General features: G+C 39.0%; 23 protein-coding genes and 1 pseudogene. 13 read left to right on the top strand and 11 right to left on the bottom strand.

All coding sequences use genetic code 11. The annotated features are described in order from the left end of the window. Window positions 1–53 precede the first annotated feature (53 nt). The 3 genes from ACWYN3_RS23790 to ACWYN3_RS23780 are packed head-to-tail and all read left to right on the top strand — an operon-like array spanning window position 54 to window position 1,449. On the top strand, window positions 54–590 hold the full coding sequence (locus ACWYN3_RS23790; RefSeq protein WP_456216625.1) for a GNAT family N-acetyltransferase: 537 nt from the start codon (window positions 54–56) through the stop codon (window positions 588–590). A 53-nt stretch (window positions 591–643) separates the two neighbouring features. Beyond that, entirely contained in the window at window positions 644–967 is a 324-nt protein-coding gene (locus ACWYN3_RS23785) for a hypothetical protein (protein ID WP_456216624.1), read from the top strand. Between the two features lie 32 nt (window positions 968–999). Next, entirely contained in the window at window positions 1,000–1,449 is a 450-nt protein-coding gene (locus ACWYN3_RS23780; protein ID WP_456216623.1) for a hypothetical protein, read from the top strand. 71 nt (window positions 1,450–1,520) lie between these two features. Here ACWYN3_RS23780 and ACWYN3_RS23775 read toward each other — a convergent pair whose 3' ends face one another. The 4 genes from ACWYN3_RS23775 to ACWYN3_RS23760 form a co-directional block, all read right to left on the bottom strand. Next, window positions 1,521–1,994, bottom strand: a complete 474-nt coding sequence (locus ACWYN3_RS23775; protein WP_456216622.1) for an FAD-dependent oxidoreductase — start codon at window positions 1,992–1,994, stop codon at window positions 1,521–1,523. 88 nt (window positions 1,995–2,082) lie between these two features. Further along, entirely contained in the window at window positions 2,083–2,643 is a 561-nt protein-coding gene (locus tag ACWYN3_RS23770; RefSeq protein ID WP_456216621.1) for an FAD-dependent oxidoreductase, read from the bottom strand. Further along, complete coding sequence (locus tag ACWYN3_RS23765; protein WP_456216620.1) at window positions 2,640–3,983, bottom strand: DUF5690 family protein; 1,344 nt, start codon at window positions 3,981–3,983, stop codon at window positions 2,640–2,642. Before ACWYN3_RS23765 ends, ACWYN3_RS23770 begins: the two co-directional genes overlap by 4 nt. A gap of 1 nt (window position 3,984) precedes the next feature. Continuing rightward, window positions 3,985–4,539, bottom strand: coding sequence for an HAD-IA family hydrolase (locus ACWYN3_RS23760; RefSeq protein WP_456216619.1), 555 nt, complete (start codon window positions 4,537–4,539; stop codon window positions 3,985–3,987). Window positions 4,540–4,814: 275 nt separating this feature from the next. Between ACWYN3_RS23760 and ACWYN3_RS23755 the strand changes: the two genes are divergently transcribed. From ACWYN3_RS23755 to ACWYN3_RS23745, 3 genes are read left to right on the top strand one after another with little or no spacing between them, the layout of a single operon-like run. Continuing rightward, the gene (locus ACWYN3_RS23755) at window positions 4,815–5,129 is read left to right on the top strand and encodes a hypothetical protein (protein ID WP_456216618.1); all 315 of its coding nucleotides are present in this window, start codon (window positions 4,815–4,817) and stop codon (window positions 5,127–5,129) included. Beyond that, the gene (locus ACWYN3_RS23750; RefSeq protein WP_456216617.1) at window positions 5,117–6,211 is read left to right on the top strand and encodes a sensor histidine kinase; all 1,095 of its coding nucleotides are present in this window, start codon (window positions 5,117–5,119) and stop codon (window positions 6,209–6,211) included. The genes ACWYN3_RS23755 and ACWYN3_RS23750 overlap by 13 nt, the downstream gene beginning before the upstream one ends. Window positions 6,212–6,255: 44 nt before the next feature. Next, window positions 6,256–7,917 carry an FAD-dependent oxidoreductase gene (locus ACWYN3_RS23745; protein ID WP_456216616.1) on the top strand — a complete coding sequence of 554 codons (1,662 nt, stop codon included), beginning with the start codon at window positions 6,256–6,258 and terminating at the stop codon, window positions 7,915–7,917. A gap of 131 nt (window positions 7,918–8,048) precedes the next feature. On the opposite strand, the gene ACWYN3_RS23740 is transcribed toward ACWYN3_RS23745, so the two are convergent. Both ACWYN3_RS23740 and ACWYN3_RS23735 read right to left on the bottom strand, forming a co-directional pair. Beyond that, window positions 8,049–8,594 (bottom strand): SDR family oxidoreductase, encoded by a 546-nt coding sequence (locus ACWYN3_RS23740; RefSeq protein WP_456216615.1) that lies wholly within the window; start codon window positions 8,592–8,594, stop codon window positions 8,049–8,051. Next, window positions 8,582–8,782 carry an SDR family NAD(P)-dependent oxidoreductase gene (locus tag ACWYN3_RS23735; protein ID WP_456216614.1) on the bottom strand — a complete coding sequence of 67 codons (201 nt, stop codon included), beginning with the start codon at window positions 8,780–8,782 and terminating at the stop codon, window positions 8,582–8,584. The genes ACWYN3_RS23740 and ACWYN3_RS23735 overlap by 13 nt, the downstream gene beginning before the upstream one ends. Window positions 8,783–8,942: 160 nt before the next feature. Between ACWYN3_RS23735 and ACWYN3_RS23730 the strand changes: the two genes are divergently transcribed. The 4 genes from ACWYN3_RS23730 (at window position 8,943) to ACWYN3_RS23715 (ending at window position 11,844) form a co-directional block, all read left to right on the top strand. Then, window positions 8,943–9,287: a winged helix-turn-helix transcriptional regulator gene (locus ACWYN3_RS23730; RefSeq protein ID WP_456216613.1), complete on the top strand. Its 345-nt coding sequence runs from the start codon at window positions 8,943–8,945 to the stop codon at window positions 9,285–9,287. A 152-nt stretch (window positions 9,288–9,439) separates the two neighbouring features. Then, on the top strand, window positions 9,440–10,603 hold the full coding sequence (locus ACWYN3_RS23725; RefSeq protein WP_456216612.1) for a phospholipase C: 1,164 nt from the start codon (window positions 9,440–9,442) through the stop codon (window positions 10,601–10,603). Continuing rightward, window positions 10,581–11,630 (top strand): alkaline phosphatase family protein, encoded by a 1,050-nt coding sequence (locus ACWYN3_RS23720; RefSeq protein WP_456216611.1) that lies wholly within the window; start codon window positions 10,581–10,583, stop codon window positions 11,628–11,630. The genes ACWYN3_RS23725 and ACWYN3_RS23720 overlap by 23 nt, the downstream gene beginning before the upstream one ends. Further along, a complete protein-coding gene (locus ACWYN3_RS23715; protein WP_456216610.1) occupies window positions 11,623–11,844 on the top strand; it encodes a phospholipase domain-containing protein in 222 nt (73 codons plus the stop codon). Before ACWYN3_RS23720 ends, ACWYN3_RS23715 begins: the two co-directional genes overlap by 8 nt. A 4-nt stretch (window positions 11,845–11,848) precedes the next feature. Here the strand turns inward: ACWYN3_RS23715 and ACWYN3_RS23710 are convergent, their stop codons facing one another. Together ACWYN3_RS23710 and ACWYN3_RS23705 are read right to left on the bottom strand one after the other, a co-directional pair. Continuing rightward, the gene (locus tag ACWYN3_RS23710; protein WP_456216609.1) at window positions 11,849–12,601 is read right to left on the bottom strand and encodes a sensor histidine kinase; all 753 of its coding nucleotides are present in this window, start codon (window positions 12,599–12,601) and stop codon (window positions 11,849–11,851) included. After that, window positions 12,543–13,007 (bottom strand): GAF domain-containing protein, encoded by a 465-nt coding sequence (locus ACWYN3_RS23705; protein WP_456216608.1) that lies wholly within the window; start codon window positions 13,005–13,007, stop codon window positions 12,543–12,545. Before ACWYN3_RS23705 ends, ACWYN3_RS23710 begins: the two co-directional genes overlap by 59 nt. 405 nt (window positions 13,008–13,412) lie before the next feature. On the opposite strand from ACWYN3_RS23705, the gene ACWYN3_RS23700 reads away from it, so the two are divergent. The 3 genes from ACWYN3_RS23700 (at window position 13,413) to ACWYN3_RS23690 (ending at window position 14,397) form a co-directional block, all read left to right on the top strand. Further along, entirely contained in the window at window positions 13,413–13,628 is a 216-nt protein-coding gene (locus ACWYN3_RS23700; protein ID WP_456216607.1) for a hypothetical protein, read from the top strand. Window positions 13,629–13,771: 143 nt separating this feature from the next. Continuing rightward, window positions 13,772–14,140: a chitinase gene (locus ACWYN3_RS23695; RefSeq protein WP_456216606.1), complete on the top strand. Its 369-nt coding sequence runs from the start codon at window positions 13,772–13,774 to the stop codon at window positions 14,138–14,140. After that, window positions 14,137–14,397, top strand: coding sequence for a glycoside hydrolase family 19 protein (locus ACWYN3_RS23690; protein ID WP_456216605.1), 261 nt, complete (start codon window positions 14,137–14,139; stop codon window positions 14,395–14,397). Before ACWYN3_RS23695 ends, ACWYN3_RS23690 begins: the two co-directional genes overlap by 4 nt. Here ACWYN3_RS23690 and ACWYN3_RS23685 read toward each other — a convergent pair. From ACWYN3_RS23685 to ACWYN3_RS23675, 3 genes and pseudogenes are all read right to left on the bottom strand, one after another. Further along, a pseudogene (locus tag ACWYN3_RS23685) lies at window positions 14,394–15,906 on the bottom strand (GH3 auxin-responsive promoter family protein). The gene ACWYN3_RS23690 and the pseudogene ACWYN3_RS23685 overlap by 4 nt on opposite strands. A 9-nt stretch (window positions 15,907–15,915) precedes the next feature. Next, complete coding sequence (gene lptB / locus ACWYN3_RS23680) at window positions 15,916–16,653, bottom strand: LPS export ABC transporter ATP-binding protein (protein WP_456216604.1); 738 nt, start codon at window positions 16,651–16,653, stop codon at window positions 15,916–15,918. Further along, a complete protein-coding gene (locus ACWYN3_RS23675) occupies window positions 16,650–17,576 on the bottom strand; it encodes a single-stranded-DNA-specific exonuclease RecJ (protein ID WP_456216603.1) in 927 nt (308 codons plus the stop codon). Before ACWYN3_RS23675 ends, lptB begins: the two co-directional genes overlap by 4 nt. Window positions 17,577–17,578 lie beyond the last annotated feature (2 nt).

The raw sequence follows: 17,578 nt of genomic DNA, 5'->3' as shown, positions 1-17,578 counted from the left end.
CCTGATTTCGCTTGTTGTGGCATCATTCTGAATAGCAATTCATTCAGTTTGCTTTGCCTTCAAATTCAATAAATCAAAACCGTTTAATAATTGATTTGTTAGTTTTGGGTATTAGAACATTATCAGCTATGAATCAAATTACAATTAGAAGAGCGACGCCTGGTGACCTGGATATATTGTTGAAATTTGAACAAGGTGTAGTGGAAGCTGAGCGTCCTTTTAATCCCACACTAAAAGATTCAGGTGTACATTACTACAATATCAATGAAATGATCACAGCAGACCATATTGAACTGCTGGTTGCTTTATCAGGGAATGAAGTTATAGGATGTGGATATTCACGGATCGAAAACGCAAAACCTTATATTAAATATGAACGGCACGCCTATTTAGGTTTCATGTATGTTGTACCTGCCTGTCGTGGGAAAGGTGTTAATAAGGCCATTCTCGATGACTTGACCACATGGTCTAGAGCACAGGGCGTTACAGAATTGAGGCTGGAAGTCTATTCGGATAATTTGATTGCAGTCAAAGCCTATGAAAAAGCCGGGTTTACAAATCTTTATACACATATGAGATGTGAAATTTAATTAGTATTAAAGGATTAATCTCATCTTTGCAAAAAAAACCTTACCAGTAAATTATGAAACTATCTTTAGTTGTCGCTGCTTTAATTATTCTTTCTGCGGGATGTAGTCAGCAGGATAAAAAAAATAAAAACTATGTTCCGAGAGTTTTAACTAAAAACGAAGTCTTTAATGACTTCCCTAAAGATGCTTCAGATTCCATTTCCGTTGTTAAAATCAGCGAGCCTGGACAGGAACCTGTTCTTGTAGTGAAATTCAGAGATAGCATTGTCCATATCCAGAATAAGATAACCGATACTGGTGAGGGATTATACAAATTTAAATCTGAAGCTGTACAATTTACCAACAAACAAAAAAAACATGTTTACTGGTTCAGTTAACTGATAGTTCAGGTTTAGCTCCCCGTCCATTTTTGATTGCGACAAACAATGGCAAACTAGAGGCGGTCAGTTTATATCGTCCATCGAATGGTAAAGACGATCAAAAGTACACTACTGGAATAAATACTAAAGTTGGTGCAACCGGATACCTTGTAAATAATGATTTTTTTATAACGAATGTGACTTCTAAAGTTTATCTGCTTAAAAGACAGCATCCTGATGAAAGGATTCAGGGACAATTTTTGTTGTTGTCTCCAGATAAACAGACTATCATTTTTGCAGTCAAAGACTTTTTATATCAGGTTCATTACAGAAGCAATGAAGATCTGAATGAACCTATTGCTCCTGATAGTCCTCAGGATATAGCATCTATCTATAAATGGATTACAGCTAATTATACCTTTAGGAAAAACAAAAATGGCGTAACCTTTCTGAGATATAATGACGATGACCGGATTGTTGATATGAGACAACCACGCTAGAAAAAACATAAGAAAGGGCAGTCATAAACTGCCCTTTTCTATTGTAAACTATCTCAATAAGTATGAAATTATTAAGCTCTTGAAGCAATATACTGCTCACATAATCCAAAGGATAAAGTCATTCCATTACCACCCAAACCGTTGATTATAGTTACTCCTGATGCTACTTCTGTAATGAATTCTGTAGCTCCATTAGTCATCTTAGGATAAATCCCATGCCATGACTGCATCATTTTCCAATCCTTAAAATCGGCAAAAGTATGCAGGTAATCTATAATCATGCTATTGATAAATTCTTTGTCGAAAGGATCATGAACTAAACCATATTCATGTGAATCTCCAATAGTAAGTTCACCGCTTCCATTTTGTGAAACCATTACATGGATACCCCAGTTTAAATGGGTAGCATATTGCTCCTCGTATCTTTTTCTTAAAGCGGGTAAAGAAGCTGCGGCCTGGAAACCTGGATAATGGATCATGGATAGACCACCACATAAAGATGGTCCGATACGCCATTCATCAGGCTGTGTAACCAGACGCATCATCTGTAACTTACATTTGGTGATAGCCGTAGCAGCAAATAATTCAGGATAAAGTGTCTCAAAGTCCGCTCCGCTGCAAACGAAGATTTCGTCAGCTCCCCCAGCTTTGATTTCCTGAGCTCACTTTAGGGTGTTCTATCCGGCTGATCGCTGTATTCCAGTGGAAAATTACGCCATACTTTTCAGCCAGGTAAGCAGCTACTTGTGCAACGGCAACTCTTGATTCTATGATCATTTCCTCACCACTCCATAAAGCTCCTTTCAACCCCTTAACATTGATGGCTGGAGATTTTTCTAAAGCTTGTTCAGGTGTTAACAAGCTGCAATTGCGATGCTGACGGTTAATGTCTGCATATTCATTCATTACTTGTAATTCGTCATCATGGTAGGCGATATGCAAAGACCCGACCTCATCATACCAGATTTTAGCCTCTGTACAGATCTCTTCCCAAATACTACGTGACAACATAGCTCTCTCGAACATAGGGCCTGTAGCCTGTCCAATTGGCCATACCATGCCGAAATTACGTATAGATGCACCCACGGCGCGCTCATTTCTTTCAATAATTGTTACCTGATAACCTCTTATTGCTAATGCACGGGCGGTAGCTAAACCTACAATGCCTGCGCCGATTACTATTGCTTTACTCATAACGATATGATATTAAATTGCTGCTCATCTTGTCTCTGTTCTGCAGCTTTTTTTTCTTTCTTGCGGTTTTTCTGGGCGGTTTGTAGAAAATAAACGAGTGACAGCACAGCACTAATTCCACCCACTATAGCGACTAACATTACGCCTTCTTTAAAAAAGTTACCCCAGCTAATGTTGGGTCTGCCGAATTCTTTCACTAACAAAATGCTAACACTCGCTAAATAACCAGCAGCATCAGCAACATACATAATGAAACCAGCATTACTGCGATAGTTGAAAGAAGCGATCATCCTTTCGAAAAATATAGCATTGTAAGGTATATAGGCGAGATAAAGGCCTAATCCTGCTGTTGTCATCCAGGCGATAGGACTTATCATCTTATGATCAAAAAGATAAGTAGACATACCAACCAATAAACATCCCCCGATAATAAACAGGTGAATAATACTACTGAATGCTTTAATGTTTTTCTTAACGAGGATAAGCAGGCTCATCGCTACTAAGACAATAACGGAAATGAATAAATCAATATGGGTATAAATACTGTTGCTTTTTACACCAAGATCTGCCCAGATTTCTACTTCAAAGTTATCTCTGACATCCCGCATAATCGTTAACAGAACATATATAATCAGTGTCAGAATGATACCCGGTAAAAAGCGGATTAAGAAATTCTTTCTTTCCTGAGCGTTCATCGGTGTACGTTCTACTCTTAGCTTTTTATCTTCCGCGGTAGGGGGAGGCATGAGTTCAAGACAAAATACGAACAGCAGAAGAGGAATTACAAATATTGCCCCTGTTAAAAAAGGCATGTGATATTCATTGACATGAAATACAGTCAATAAGGTACGGCCAACAGTTTTTACAAAACCAGAAGCAAAAATTAAGCTGATAGACATCACCGCTGCCATAAATTCTGTAGACTTCCTGCCTTCTAAATAGCCGAATACCAATCCCCAGATCATACCTAGTGGAAAACCATTGATAAACAGGAATGCAATATTCCAGGGGGCAGGGACTAGTGCAAAACCGAGTAATGCCAGCCACGAGATACCGACCAGAATAAGAATGCTTTTGCCACGGTTATTGCCTTTGATTTCCGAAATAAAACGAATACCGTAAAATTTACTTAACATATAACCCAGAACCTGAGCAATTACAAGCCACACTTTATAGTCAACATGAAAATATTGATGATCTATAAAAGTACCGGCTGCAAATGCTTTACGAAACGAATACATTGCAGTATAAGTTCCAAAAGCAGCTAATGCTGCGAGTATTGAGATTACGAAATAGGGTAACGTGGCAACTTTAGCACGCAGGCTGTCCATCAGTTTCATATTATCCGTTTATAATGGTTAGCACTTCTGCGATATTGTCGATCAAATGAGTTGGGTTGTACGTTTGGAGTTTTTCGCGGGTGAAAATTCCTGTAGTAATGCCGACTACATATCTGCAACCTGCATTTTGTCCTTCGTGAATATCAACTTCCGTATCTCCTACTTTAATTACCTGCAAAGGATCCGCAATCCCGGCTTCGTGCATTTGATGCTGAATCATAAAAGGATGAGGACGGCCCAGTTCAACTTCGTCCGATCCGATCAGGTAATCGATAATTCCTTTTTCTTTCCATTGCAGGCGGTTAATGATCGCATCGGCAATGTCTTTTGAGAAACCTGTATTGATACCAACTTTAACACCCTGTTTACGTAAGGCTTTAAGTGTCTCTTCTACATTGGGCAATGGCTCAATATCGGGCCCAAAGGAGTGAAATTTAAGCATCTGCTGTACAAACTCAGTATGAATATCACTAACAAGCTGTGGTTTGATGGCATCTGGTTCTACTCCATGAATTTGCAGAAGCAATTTAATAGCAAGATTTTTTTCATAACCCATTAATGGATTAATCTGTGCTAATTCAACTGAATAACCATGTTTTTCTAAAGCTGCCTGAAGTGTTTACTGACCTCATGGTTATCTTTAATGGTAGTGCCGGCTATATCAAATATTGCTAGTTTTATAAGACTCATATCTGCTTATCTTTTGTTTAGCAATACTAAACTTTGTTTATTAATATCAAATAACCTCAGTGTTAAGCTTTGGTAAACAATTGATTCATAAATTTATATTGGCGCACACAATCTAAAGCTAAATTTAGTTAATTTTATACCATGGATATTGTAACTCTTTCATGGCTTAAGTCTCTCGATATTTTTAAAAATGTTCCTGATGATCAGTTACAATGGTTCATAGATAATAGTGAAAACCATCAGCTTAATGATGGCGATTATCTGGCTGAACCTGGTGATCCTATCCAGGGACCTCATATCTTACTAGAAGGTAAAATGAGTCTTCATATGTTCCAGAATGGTTCAAAACGTGAATTCGTGATGTTCACAAAAGGAGATATTTCGGGTTATCTGCCTTATTCAAGAGGGAAGGTCTCTGGAGGATATCACAGGCAATTGGTCAGGTGCGTTTATTGAGTTTCCGGACGGAAAGAATGGAGGAAATGATCAGACATCATTTTGAGCTCACACAATCACTGGTACATGTGATGACTAACCGGGTGAGAGAATTTACAGCGATGCAACAGCAGAATGAAAAAATGATGGCATTAGGTAAACTGAGTGCGGGATTAGCCCACGAGCTGAATAATCCTGCGTCAGCAATTGTACGTGACTCCATTTCGCTGAAGGAGCATTTAAGGCTAGGGCCTGAAGTTTTTAAGAAAGTAGCAGCTATTACCATTGCCGAAGACCAGATAGACAAATTAAATGAGGTACTATTTGGGATCATAGGTGTAAAGGAACATCCGCTTTTATCTTTGAAACAGCGGATGGCGCTTGAAGATGAGATCGCAGACTGGTTTGAAACTAAAAATGTAGAGAACAGCTATGCGATTGCTGAGAGTTTTGTTGACTTTAATTTCAGCGTTACTGATTTAGAGGCCTGTGCAGCACCGGTTGCTGAACATTTATCACCAGTTTTTAACTGGATCAGTAACCTGTTGGTCACAGAGCGGATGGTAGAAGATATCCAGGAGTCTTCTAAAAGGATTGCCGACCTGGTTAGTTCTGTGAAAACATTCACCCATATGGACAGAGGGATGGATAAAGAATATGCAGATATTCATATCGGTATCCGTAATACACTGACCATGTTAGGTCATAAAATCAAGAAGGGAAATATTACAGTGGTGGAAGATTATGATGAAACGCTTCCACAAATTAAAGGTATGATAGGTGAACTTAACCAGGTTTGGACTAACCTGATTGATAATGCTATCGATGCAATGGAGTCTAATCTTAAAGGCACTTTGACCTTGAAAACAGAAAAGGACAGAGAATTTGTAAATGTTTCAATTATTGATGACGGCCCCGGCATTCCGGCAGGAGTACTTTCTAGTATATTCGATCCCTTTTTCACTACTAAACCAATGGGTAAAGGGACTGGGATGGGGCTGGAGGTGGTTCAAAGAATCATTCATCAGCATAATGGAAATGTTAAGGTTAAGTCTGTACCAGGCCGAACGGAATTTACGGTATGTTTTCCGTTGGAGAATTAACGGTGGTTAGTCTGCCGTTTAACGAATTTTAAATTTTATAAAAGATGAACCTACCCATAATTTTCTCTATAGATGATGACCCGCAGGTTTTGCGTTCTATAAGCCGCGACCTGAAAATAAAATACAGTAAAGAATATAAAATATTAAGTACAACCTCGGCAAAGGAGGCATTAGAGATGCTGACGGAACTTAAAAACAGTGCTGATGTAGTGGCTTTGTTTTTATGTGATCAGCGGATGCCTGAGATGGAAGGTGTAGCGTTTCTGGAAAAAGCAATGTTGATTTATCCGGATGCTAAACGTGTCTTATTAACTGCTTATTCTGATACTGAGGCTGCAATTAAGGCTATTAATGATGTTAAACTTGATTATTACCTGATTAAACCCTGGGATCCGCCAGAGGATAAGTTGTATCCTGTGATCAATGACCTGCTGGATGACTGGCAGGGAGATTACATTCCTGAGTTCAAAGGAATCAGGGTTGTAGGTTTCCAGTTTTCTCCTTTATCACATGTTGTCAAAGATTATTTAGCGAGTAACCTGATCCCATATCGCTGGATGGATGTACAGACAAATCCTGATGCAGCTAATTTGTTGACGATCAATAAACTGACCAATGACGACTTACCAATGGTATTAATGGATGATGGAACGTTTTTAACGAAACCTTCTATTAAAGAGATTGCTGCAAAAATAGGCAAGAATCCGGAAGTCATCCATGATATGTATGATGTGGTGATTATTGGAGCTGGCCCGGCAGGATTAGCAGCAGCAGTTTACGGTGCTTCTGAAGGTTTAAAAACCTTGATGATTGAGCGTAAAGCTCCCGGAGGACAAGCCGGAACAAGTTCCAGAATAGAGAATTATTTGGGCTTTCCTTCCGGCTTGAGTGGTGCTGATCTGACCAGGAGGGCTATTAGCCAGGCTGTACGTTTAGGTGCCGGATTTTTATCACCGCAATCGGTAAGTGATATTAAACAGAAAGATGGGTATAAAACTATCATACTGGAAGATGGGCCTGAGATTATTAGCCGTTCGGTAATCATTACCACAGGTGTGGATTACCGGAAGCTGGAAGTTAAAGGGGTTTCTGTTCTAACAGGTGCGGGAATTTATTATGGTGCAGCAACCACAGAAGCCGCCGCCTGCAGGGACAAAAGTGTTTATATTATTGGCGGAGGTAACTCTGCTGGTCAGGCAGCAATGTACTTGTCTAAATTTGCGTGTAATGTAAGTATCGTTATCCGTAAGGATGATTTAACATCGACCATGTCATCTTATCTGATTGATCAGATTGGGCATACACCAAATATTCATGTTTTAGGAAATACAGAGGTGATAGAGGCAAAAGGAGATGGCTGTCTGGAAAAACTAGTCCTGATCAACGTTAAAACAAAAGAAACCAAAGAAGTAGATGCTTCTGCACTTTACATATTTATAGGAGCAAAACCGTATACAGACTGGTTGAAACTGGATATTCTAAAAGACGAAAAGGGGTTTATTGAGACGGGCCGTGAATTGAGAAATTATGAGAATTTCAATAAAACCTGGAAGCTGAAAAGGGATCCGTTTTTACTGGAAACCAGTTGCGCTGGTATTTTTGCCGCGGGCGATGTTCGTTCAGGCGCAATGAACAGGGTTGCCTCAGCGGTAGGCGAGGGCTCAATGGCCATCAGCTTTGTACATAAGTACCTGGCAGAGGTTTAAAATCTATTCAATAAAAAAATCCTGTATCGTGTTTATGGTACAGGATCTTTTATTTTGAAAAACTGAAGAAACTGCTTTCGCAGCTTCTTCAGTTAATGCTGTAATCTTATGATTACAGGATAAACCCGCCGTCAACGATTAAATCTGCACCAAGCATAAACGATGAATCGTCTGATGCTAAGGAAAGCTGCGACTTTTGCAATTTCTTCGGGTAATCCAAATCTGCCTAGTGGAATCTGTTTAACTAATCCACCACCAATTTCATCCAGTTGTTCACTAGTAATACCCAGTTTAGCAGTACTATGCATAGGTGTTCCTACAGGGCCAGGACTAATAGAATTCACTCTTATTTTTCGTGGTGTCAATTCCAATGATAGGTTTTTAGCCAAAGAGATTAATGCTGCTTTACTTGCCGCATAAACACTTGCGCCATACATTCCTATATAAGCATTTACAGACGTGTTGAAGATCACAGACCCTCCGTCGTTTGTTAAGGGTAATAACTGCTGTAAACTAAAATAAGCACCTTTGAAATTCACATCCATGATCTGATCAAAAAAGCCTTCAGTCACCTGATCTGCAGGAGAGAACTGAGCGATACCAGCATTGATAAAGATGATATCAATCTTTTCTGAAATGGCTTTGATCTGGCTGCCAAGATTGTTTACCTGTTGCATATCTCCGAATCAGAAACTATTCCGGAAGCATTTTCTCCGAGTAAAGCAACTGCTTCATCTATCGATTTCTGGTTTCTGCCAGTGATGATTACTTTTGCACCCAGTGCAATAAATTCTTTTGCTGTAGCTAAACCAATTCCACTATTTCCACCAGTTATCACAGCTGTTTTTCCTGCTAATTTGTTCATGACTATATATTATTTTAAATTGATGAAGCGGCTTTCGCTCCTGTGTTTCTTATATTTATTCATCAAATGGACTCATTTTAAATCAGCGTGTCAAGAACGCACCATTTAGTACGGCACGCACCTAATAGTAGGTTATGGACCCATTGAATTTAAACCTTAAATGCCCTCATTAATAATGACAAATAAAAGACAGCAGGAGTATACTTGTGCGATGGAAGCGGCCCTTAGCGTGATCAGCGGTAAGTGGAAAATGAAAATACTCAATCAGTTGCGTGGTGGCGCAAAAAGGTATAGTGAGATCAACAGGAGTATTCCGGAGATGACACAAAAAATGCTTTCGCAACAATTAAATGAGTTGGAGGAGGATGGAATTGTGAACAGAAAGGTGTATCCAGAAGTTCCACCAAAAGTTGAATATTCATTTACAGAACTGGGTACAGAATTGACTGGCATCTTTAAAGCACTGGAAATCTGGGGGAATCATTTTATGACAGGAACCAATTGATTCTTATTGCTTAACAAAGGCTTTACAATTAAGAATTATGCGGGCAATATCTTTGTTACAGCGCATTAATTATAGATATTTCTGTTATTATTAATAATTAATAGCCCAATGCGTTCCGATTAATAGTGATACACCTAATTTGATTAACAACAATGAATTCCAGAAGAGACTTTTTGAAGAAAGCAGCAATGTTTTCTGGTGCTGCCGGTTTGGCTAATGTAATCCCGATGTCTATACAAAAGGCAATGGCGATTGAAGCAGATCCGGGAACTACTTTTTATGATGCAGAGCATGTGGTATTCCTGATGCATGCAGGAAACCGTTCTTTTGATCATATGTTCGGTAAACTGAGTGGTGTACGTGGATTTAATGATCCCCGCGCAGCAATTCTGCCTAACAAGAATAAGGTATGGCTGCAACAAGATGCTTCCGGAAATACTTTTGCCCCATTCCATATTGATATTAATAAGACCAAAATAACCTGGCAGGGTGGATTACCTCATTCCTGGAATGATCAGGTAGCTGCACGTAACAAGGGGAAATACGATAAATGGGTCCCGGTAAAGACATTAATGACATTGGGTCATTATGAGCGTACTGATATCCCTTTCTATTATGCCCTGGCTGATGCTTTTACGATATGTGATCATAGTTTCTGTTCTTCATTAACTGGTACTACACCAAACAGGCTGTTTTTCTGGACAGGAACAATCCGTCCGGAACAAAATGGAAAGGCTATAGCTGCTGTGGATAATTCGCAGGCAGAATCTCACTCGAATACCTTCGTAGACTGGGACACATTTCCAGAATTGCTTGAAGACCATGATGTATCGTGGAAGGTTTATCAGAATGAGCTTTGGACAGTGAATTTACAGGATAAAAGGGTTGGTGACTGGGTTGATAATTATGGCGATAACGCGTTGGAGTATGTAAAACGCTATAATGTAAAACTCTCCGCTTATTTCCGCAAACATGGTGATCAAACCAATAAAAAAGAAATATTAACTGCCGGACAGGTAACGGAAAAATATAATAAACTAAGTCAGAAAGAGAAAAACCTGATTGATAAAGCTTTTGCGACAAATATCAATATGCCAGGCGACTATCTGGAACTGGAGCCTTTTACTTATATGAATGATCTGGGAGTTAAAGAAACAGTAGAGATTCCGAAAAATGATATCTTCCACCAGTTCAGAGCAGATGTTGATCAGGGTAAATTGCCAACTGTTTCGTGGCTGGTTGCCCCTCAGCGCTTTTCCGATCATACGAGTTCTCCGTTATATGGCACATGGTATGTCTCAGAAGCAATTGATTGATATCCTGACTAAGAATCCGGAGGTCTGGAAAAAGACAATTTTCGTTTTGACCTATGATGAAAATGATGGCTATTTTGATCATATTCCACCATTTGTTGCACCCAATCCTAATGATTCGGATACAGGTAAAGTTTCATCAAAGATGAACATTGACGTGGAATGGGAATCTAAAAAAGGGAGCCCTTTAGGTTTAGGTTATCGTGTACCTATGCTAATTGCTTCTCCGTGGAGCAAAGGCGGGTATGTGAATTCACAGGTATTCGATCATACTTCCTCACAGCAGTTCTTAGAGAAGTTTTTAAGTAAAAAAACAGGCAGGAAAATCAAAAGTCATCAGATCAGCGATTGGAGAAGAGCCGTTTGCGGTGATTTGACTTCTGCGTTCAGGCCTTATAACGGAGAAAAGCTGGTCAACCCTAAATCTCTTCAAAAAGATGAAGTCGTTACCAGTATTCAAAATGCTAAAAATAAACCAGCACAAGTTACTCCTGATGCACTGACACTGACTGCAGGCGAAATAGCTGTAATCAATAGTAATGCTCCTTTTGCAGCTGCATCGCCTGTGGCTATGCCAGTACAGGAAAAAGGAACAAGAAAGGCTTGTGCTTTACCCTACCAGTTATTTGCAGAGGCGAAGCTGAATGAGAAAAAAAAAACGGCTGTAGAATTAAAGTTTGAATCTGGGAAAACTGGCTTTGGACAGTTACTGGAACCAGTAGGGGCGGCTTTTAATGTAACTTCTTTAATTCCATATGCAGCAGTAGCAGGTAAAAACTGGGATTATGCGGTAAACGCCGGAACCCAGGTGAGTCATGAACTGGAATTGAATAAATTTAAGACTGAAAACTATGACTTGCTGGTCAGAGGGCCAAACGGATTTTTCAGACAGTTTAAAGGCAGTAAAAATGATCCGGAACTAGTGGTGTCCTGTACTTATGAGAAATCAGGATTATTAAAAGAAAAGCTGAGCGGAAATATTGAAGTTTTGCTTGAAAATAAAGGTACAAAGCCTGGTTGTGTTGATTAAACAAGGAGTATACACTACATCTTCTGATCGTCCACAGCAAATTCAGTTAAAACCACAAAAAAAAGAGTCTGTGGTTTTAAATCTCTCGAAATATTCAGGATGGTATGATTTTACCATCCAGGCAGGGGATGAGACATATAGCAGGCAATATGCCGGGCATGTAGAAACTGGTGAGGAGTCAATTTCTGATCCATATATGGGAGGCATCCTTTAATATTCTATTGCTTAAATGTGGGCAGCGAGATGAAAAATGAACTTCCAAAGTTTTTACCTTCACTTTCTGCCCATACTTTCCCTTTATGGCTTTCCACAAGCATTTTTACAATAAAAAGTCCTAAGCCATAAGATTTTTCATGTGCGGTAGGAATAGCACTTAGTTTTGCGAATTTCATAAACAGCTTTTTTTTATCGTCTTCGCTCAGACCTAATCCTTCATCTTTAAATTCGATAACCAGTTCATCGTCCTCTAAAGAAGTGTTAATAGTAATGACCGCACCTTCGTAAGAGTATTTCATTGCATTGCTCAGCAGGTTGTCCAAAACGTCAAGGATACGCTCTTTATCTGCATAAATTAAAACAGAAAGGTCATTGTTGATGATTAAAGTTTGATTTTTTGCAGCTAATGAAAGTTCAAATGATTGCTGCATCTGCAAAAGTAAATCTGTAATGATTACCGGTTCATGAATTAACTCTATAATAGAATTTTCACTTCTGGCATCTGTAAGCAGGTTGTTTAATTTCTTCTCTATCCCCTTAGAAGAGTTCTCAATCTTGGCAGCCATATTAAATACCTTTTCACTGCTCATTTCCCTGCTACCCAATAATTGGGCATATAAAGAAATCGATGTAATGGGATTTTTCATATCATGGGCCAGGCGATGTAAACGATCGTCATAAGCTCTCACAATTTTTCTATTGACCATGCGTGTTTCCAGTTTTTCCATGACCATTCTCGAAAGTAGCTGAAGCATTCTTGACTGACTGGTGTTCTGTAACAGTTGTCCGGGGTTCAGCATCCAGGACACAAACTGTTCCTAATGCAAATCCATCGGCAGTTCTGATCTGTGCGGCAGCATAAAATCTAACACCCCCTGATCTGGCGATATAAGGGTTTTTCATGAGTTCAGGAAACTGGTGGGTATCGTGGAATATCGTTAAATCATCCTCCATAATGCTAAGAGAACAAAGACCATAGGCTCTGGAAATATGATCTACTTCGATCCGGCTGCTACTCGCTTTGACAAAAACGTGTCCTTTATCGACGAATGTGACAAAAGCTTTCTTTGTGCCAAAGATTTCGGCCGCCATTAAGGCGATCGTATCAAAATCCGTTTCAGAATGGGTACCTAGAATTTCATATTGATAAAGTTTTTTCAACCTTATCTCATCGTTATCGGGAATTAGACTATCTGGCGTTTTAATATTTGTCATTGATTTTTTTCAGAATCTGTTTTCTTTTGTAATAGAACCCCATTTTAGCCCCTTTTCCAGCATGGTTTAGGAAATCGTTTTGAGAATAATATTATGAATTAAACAAAAAACTGGTTTGATTGTTGTATAAATTGTTCTTTTAATAAAATGATGCTGATTAACTATAATATTAAAACCTTTTGTCAATTAGACAATCCTGTAAGTGGCCAGGACAATGCGTCACCGATAATGACCGCTCCGTGTATGTTTATGTATGAATATTATTCATTTTTATAAATTATGAGTATAATTAGACTTTGCTTGGGATTTATTAAGTTTCTATTTTCTCAGGTGTAAAACCGAAAGAAAATTATGAGACAAAAAGGCGTTAAACTTATTACTGTTGTATTGATCTGTTTATGTACTGTACTTCCGGCAAGTGCATCTTATTTAAACAAATCTATTTATAAAGATGCTCCTGTATCATTTTCTTCCTTGCTTACTCCGTCGGCTTTCAATAAGATCTTTCCTTTGAGGAATAAGTTTTATACTTATGCTTCTTTATTAAAAAAGCTGTTCAGAATTTAGCACAGGTAAATATTCAGATAGAAAAAAGGGGGCCTTTTATTTATAAGATTACCAGATTTGATAAACGTACAGGGAAGAAGACTGTTGTTCGTCAGGACAAAGACTGGAATGAAGTCTGGGCGAAACAAAAGGAATATACCAGTATGACAATTGATTACAGTTTGTTTTGTAATAACCCAGACCGAAAGATTAACCAGAGAGAGCTGGCCGCTTTTTTTGCGCAGGCTGCTCATGAGACAAGGAATGGACAGGATGGCCATTTCAACGACGGGTTAATGTTAAAACGGGAATTGGATACTACGAATGCATATCTGGCAACTAATGTTGTTTATCCAGCAGTCGCGGGGAAGAAATATTATGGCCGGGGACCACTTCAATTAAGCTATAATGGTAATTATGGCTTTGCTTCTGAATGCATCTTCGGAGACAAAAACAGATTACTAAGTGACCCGGATCTTTTGCTTAAAGATCCCGTGATTTCTTTTTTTGAACTGCTATTTATTTCTGGATGACCCCACAGTGGATTAAACCCTCTGCACATGATGTTATTATCGGAAAGTGGAACCCCTCAGCTGCCGATCAGGTGAAAGGATGGACAGCTGGATTTGGTATGGTGACCAATATTATAAACGGGGCAATTGAGTGTAACCGTGGTGAAGCAGTAGCTGCAATGAAAAACAGGACTGATTATTACCAGAACTATTTGCGTGTATTTGGGATAACGGATAGTAGAAAATGTTCTTGTGGTTCAATGCAGCCGTTTCCTTAAACGTTTAGCATCGGTAAAATTTCATCTACATACTTTCTTTCATTAGCCAGTCTGGGTACTTTATGCTGTCCGCCTAATTTACCTTTTGATTTCAGCCAGTTATAAAAAGTATCTTTTGGTGCATTGTGAACTTTTGGTCTGCAAAGTGCCATATCGTTAAATCGTTTAGCATCATAATCAGAATTGATTTCTCTAAGGGTCTGATCTAAAACGTCTACGAATTTTCGAAGTTATCAGGCTGCTGATCAAATTCTATGATCCATTCATGTCCGCCGGCATCATTTCCTTTGAAATAAATAGGACAGGCGGTATAATCCTTAAAAGCTGCTCCTGTTTCCTTACAAGCTTTACTAATTGCCTGTTCAGCATTATCTATAATTACTTCTTCTCCGAAAGCATTGATGAAATGTTTGGTCCGGCCGGTAATTTTGATTCTGAAAGGAGATAGAGAGGTAAATTGAACCGTATCACCAATTACATAACGCCATAAACCAGCATTGGTAGAAATAATAATTGCATAGTTTTTATGCAGTTCTACCTCTCCAAGGTTAAGGGTAACCGGATTATCATCACAAAGCTGTTCTAAAGGTAAGAACTCATAATAAATGCCATAGTCAAGCATTAACAGCATTTCTTCAGAATTTACCTGATCCTGTATGCCAAAGAAGCCTTCAGAAGCATTATATGTTTCCAGATAATACATATCTTCTCTTGGGATCAATTCTTTAAACTGCTCCCTGTAAGGACTGAAATTAACTGCGCCGTGGAAATAAAGTTCCAGGTTAGGCCATACTTCCAGCAGGTTTTTCTTACCCGTAATTTCAAGTACTTTTTTAGCCAGGACAATAGTCCAGGTTGGTACGCCCGAGATATTAGTTACGTTCTCTTTAATGGTGGCTTCTGCCATTCGATCCATTTTTTGTTCGTAATCATCCATCAGGGCTATCGAAATATCCGGCGTACGGTAATATTCTGCCCACATTGGAAGATTCTTGATCAATACCGCAGAAAGATCTCCATAAAAAGAGTCTTCATTTAACTGATTGATCTGATGGCTGCCTCCCAATACCAGTGCTTTTCCAGTTAGGATCTGGTTGGTCGGTTTATTGTTACAGAAGATAGAAATCATATCTTTCCCCCCTTTGAAATGACATTCTTCCAGGGCTTCAGGAGAAACAGGTATAAACTTGCTTCTGTCACTGGTTGTTCCGGATGATTTGGCAACCATTTAATCTCTGATGGCCAGAGAATATTTTGCTCACCTTTAAGCATCCGCTCGATATAAGGTTTTAAGGAATCGTAGTTTTGTAGTGGAACACGTAGTTTAAACTGTTCTGGGGTTTCAATAGACTTATAATCGTATTTTTTTCCCCATTCTGTGTTTTCAGCACACGAAATCAGGTTATGAAACCATTCCTCCTGGACATCTATGGGATATTTCATGAAAAGCTCTATCTGGTGGACACGCTTTTTCATATACCAGGTAAAAATAGAATTTACAATTGCCATGTTATCAGCTTATAAGTTTTTACTGCGAAGTACGAAATTGGAACCTAAGTAGACTTTTCTTACCATCTCATTGGCGGCAAGAACTTCGGGAGTACCAGACTCCAGTATTTTACCTTCAAATAATAAATAGGCCCTGTCAGTAATGGAAAGTGTTTCCTGAACATTGTGGTCGGTGATCAGGATACCGATATTTTGCTTACTAAGTTTTGCGACGATAGTCTGGATTTCTTCTACTGCAATAGGGTCTACTCCTGCAAAAGGTTCATCCAGGAGAATGAAATTAGGACTTGCTGCCAGTGCTCTGGCAATTTCAGTTCTCCGGCGTTCTCCTCCTGATAAAAGATCACCCCGGTTTCTTCTCACTTTGTGCAAACTGAATTCATCAATTAATTCTTCCAGTTTTTCTTCCCGTTCTACCCTGGTCATGGTTGTCATCTCCAGGATGGACAGAATGTTATCTTCAACCGAGAGTTTTCTGAATACAGAAGCTTCCTGTGCTAAATAACCAATCCCTTTTTGTGCTCTGCGGTACATTGCATCCTTGGTAATGTCTTCATCACCGAGGTAAATATTACCTTCATTGGGCTTGATCAGTCCCACAATCATATAAAAGGAAGTAGTCTTTCCCGCTCCGTTAGGGCCTAGCAGTCCTACGATTTCACCCTGGCTCACACTAAACGAAACATCATTTACGACAGTCCAGTCCGCTGTTTGTACTTTTATAAGATTATCAGCTCTTAATATCATTTATATGATTGGTTATTAATCTCTATTCCTTTAATATTTAATTGTAAACGCTTTTGCTCCTTCCATACATTTTCTTCTATTGTATAGCAAATAGAAAAGGGTTGATCAGGTTGTAATAGTTGTTCAAATTCCGCAAGTCCGAATCCAATGGTTTCAAAAATAGGGGAATTTTGTTGTTTAATACTCAACTTTAAATGTTTTGTACCTACAATATAGGGTCTTCCCACGTAATATACATCATGGCTAACAAATACTGGTGCAGGGTTCATCGGCCCGAAAGGTGCCATTTGAGCAAGGATACGCTGAAATTTGCCATCTATCTGTGTCAATAAAATTTCATTATCAATCAGAATTTCAGGACAAAGTAAATTTTCTGTTATCGTAGCAGCAACTACAGTTTCAAACCGGTCAGAGAAAGCTTCAATGTTTTCAGGTTTAATAGTCATACCCGCGGCAAACTTATGCCCGCCAAACTGTTCCAGTAAATCTGCACAGCTTAATAAGGCTTCATAAAGATCGTAACCTGCTACTGAGCGTGCCGATCCTGTCAGCATCCCATTAGAAAGCGTTAATACAACAGTTGGCCTGTAATATTTTTCTGTTAAACGGGAAGCAACAATCCCGATTACTCCTTTATTCCAGTGGTCATTATAAACTACTGTGGTTTTTTTATTCATCAGGATCTCAGATTCATCAATCAGGGCAAGGGCCTCTGCAGTAATGTTCTGGTCTGATGTTTTACGATCTGTATTTTGTAAGTTAATGAAAAGACTTTGTTCTGCTGCCAGTGTATCTGCTGTGCATAACAGCATTTTAACTGCCTGATTACCGTGATCCATACGTCCGGCAGCATTAATGCGGGGAGCCAGGGTAAATACGACATCAGTAATCGTGAAATCTTTGTTTTTACCACAGCTATCCATTA

It is taken from the genome of Pedobacter sp. NJ-S-72 (assembly GCF_053890575.1).
This window is presented reverse-complemented; position numbering and strand designations above follow the sequence as displayed.

Excerpts from the sequence above, each read along its gene's own strand:
- ACWYN3_RS23740 (WP_456216615.1), bottom strand. The coding sequence starts at position 8,594 with ATGCAACAGGTAAACAATCTTGGCAGCCAGATCAAAGCCATTTCAGAA.
- ACWYN3_RS23725 (WP_456216612.1), top strand. The coding sequence starts at position 9,440 with ATGAATTCCAGAAGAGACTTTTTGAAGAAAGCAGCAATGTTTTCTGGT.
- ACWYN3_RS23760 (WP_456216619.1), bottom strand. The coding sequence starts at position 4,539 with ATGGGTTATGAAAAAAATCTTGCTATTAAATTGCTTCTGCAAATTCAT.
- ACWYN3_RS23675 (WP_456216603.1), bottom strand. The coding sequence starts at position 17,576 with ATGGATAGCTGTGGTAAAAACAAAGATTTCACGATTACTGATGTCGTA.
- ACWYN3_RS23735 (WP_456216614.1), bottom strand. The coding sequence starts at position 8,782 with ATGAACAAATTAGCAGGAAAAACAGCTGTGATAACTGGTGGAAATAGT.
- ACWYN3_RS23710 (WP_456216609.1), bottom strand. The coding sequence starts at position 12,601 with ATGCTTCAGCTACTTTCGAGAATGGTCATGGAAAAACTGGAAACACGC.
- ACWYN3_RS23730 (WP_456216613.1), top strand. The coding sequence starts at position 8,943 with ATGCCCTCATTAATAATGACAAATAAAAGACAGCAGGAGTATACTTGT.
- ACWYN3_RS23770 (WP_456216621.1), bottom strand. The coding sequence starts at position 2,643 with ATGAGTAAAGCAATAGTAATCGGCGCAGGCATTGTAGGTTTAGCTACC.
- ACWYN3_RS23785 (WP_456216624.1), top strand. The coding sequence starts at position 644 with ATGAAACTATCTTTAGTTGTCGCTGCTTTAATTATTCTTTCTGCGGGA.
- ACWYN3_RS23755 (WP_456216618.1), top strand. The coding sequence starts at position 4,815 with ATGGATATTGTAACTCTTTCATGGCTTAAGTCTCTCGATATTTTTAAA.
- lptB (WP_456216604.1), bottom strand. The coding sequence starts at position 16,653 with ATGATATTAAGAGCTGATAATCTTATAAAAGTACAAACAGCGGACTGG.
- ACWYN3_RS23720 (WP_456216611.1), top strand. The coding sequence starts at position 10,581 with ATGTCTCAGAAGCAATTGATTGATATCCTGACTAAGAATCCGGAGGTC.
- ACWYN3_RS23690 (WP_456216605.1), top strand. The coding sequence starts at position 14,137 with ATGACCCCACAGTGGATTAAACCCTCTGCACATGATGTTATTATCGGA.
- ACWYN3_RS23775 (WP_456216622.1), bottom strand. The coding sequence starts at position 1,994 with ATGATGCGTCTGGTTACACAGCCTGATGAATGGCGTATCGGACCATCT.
- ACWYN3_RS23695 (WP_456216606.1), top strand. The coding sequence starts at position 13,772 with ATGACAATTGATTACAGTTTGTTTTGTAATAACCCAGACCGAAAGATT.
- ACWYN3_RS23745 (WP_456216616.1), top strand. The coding sequence starts at position 6,256 with ATGAACCTACCCATAATTTTCTCTATAGATGATGACCCGCAGGTTTTG.
- ACWYN3_RS23765 (WP_456216620.1), bottom strand. The coding sequence starts at position 3,983 with ATGAAACTGATGGACAGCCTGCGTGCTAAAGTTGCCACGTTACCCTAT.
- ACWYN3_RS23700 (WP_456216607.1), top strand. The coding sequence starts at position 13,413 with ATGAGACAAAAAGGCGTTAAACTTATTACTGTTGTATTGATCTGTTTA.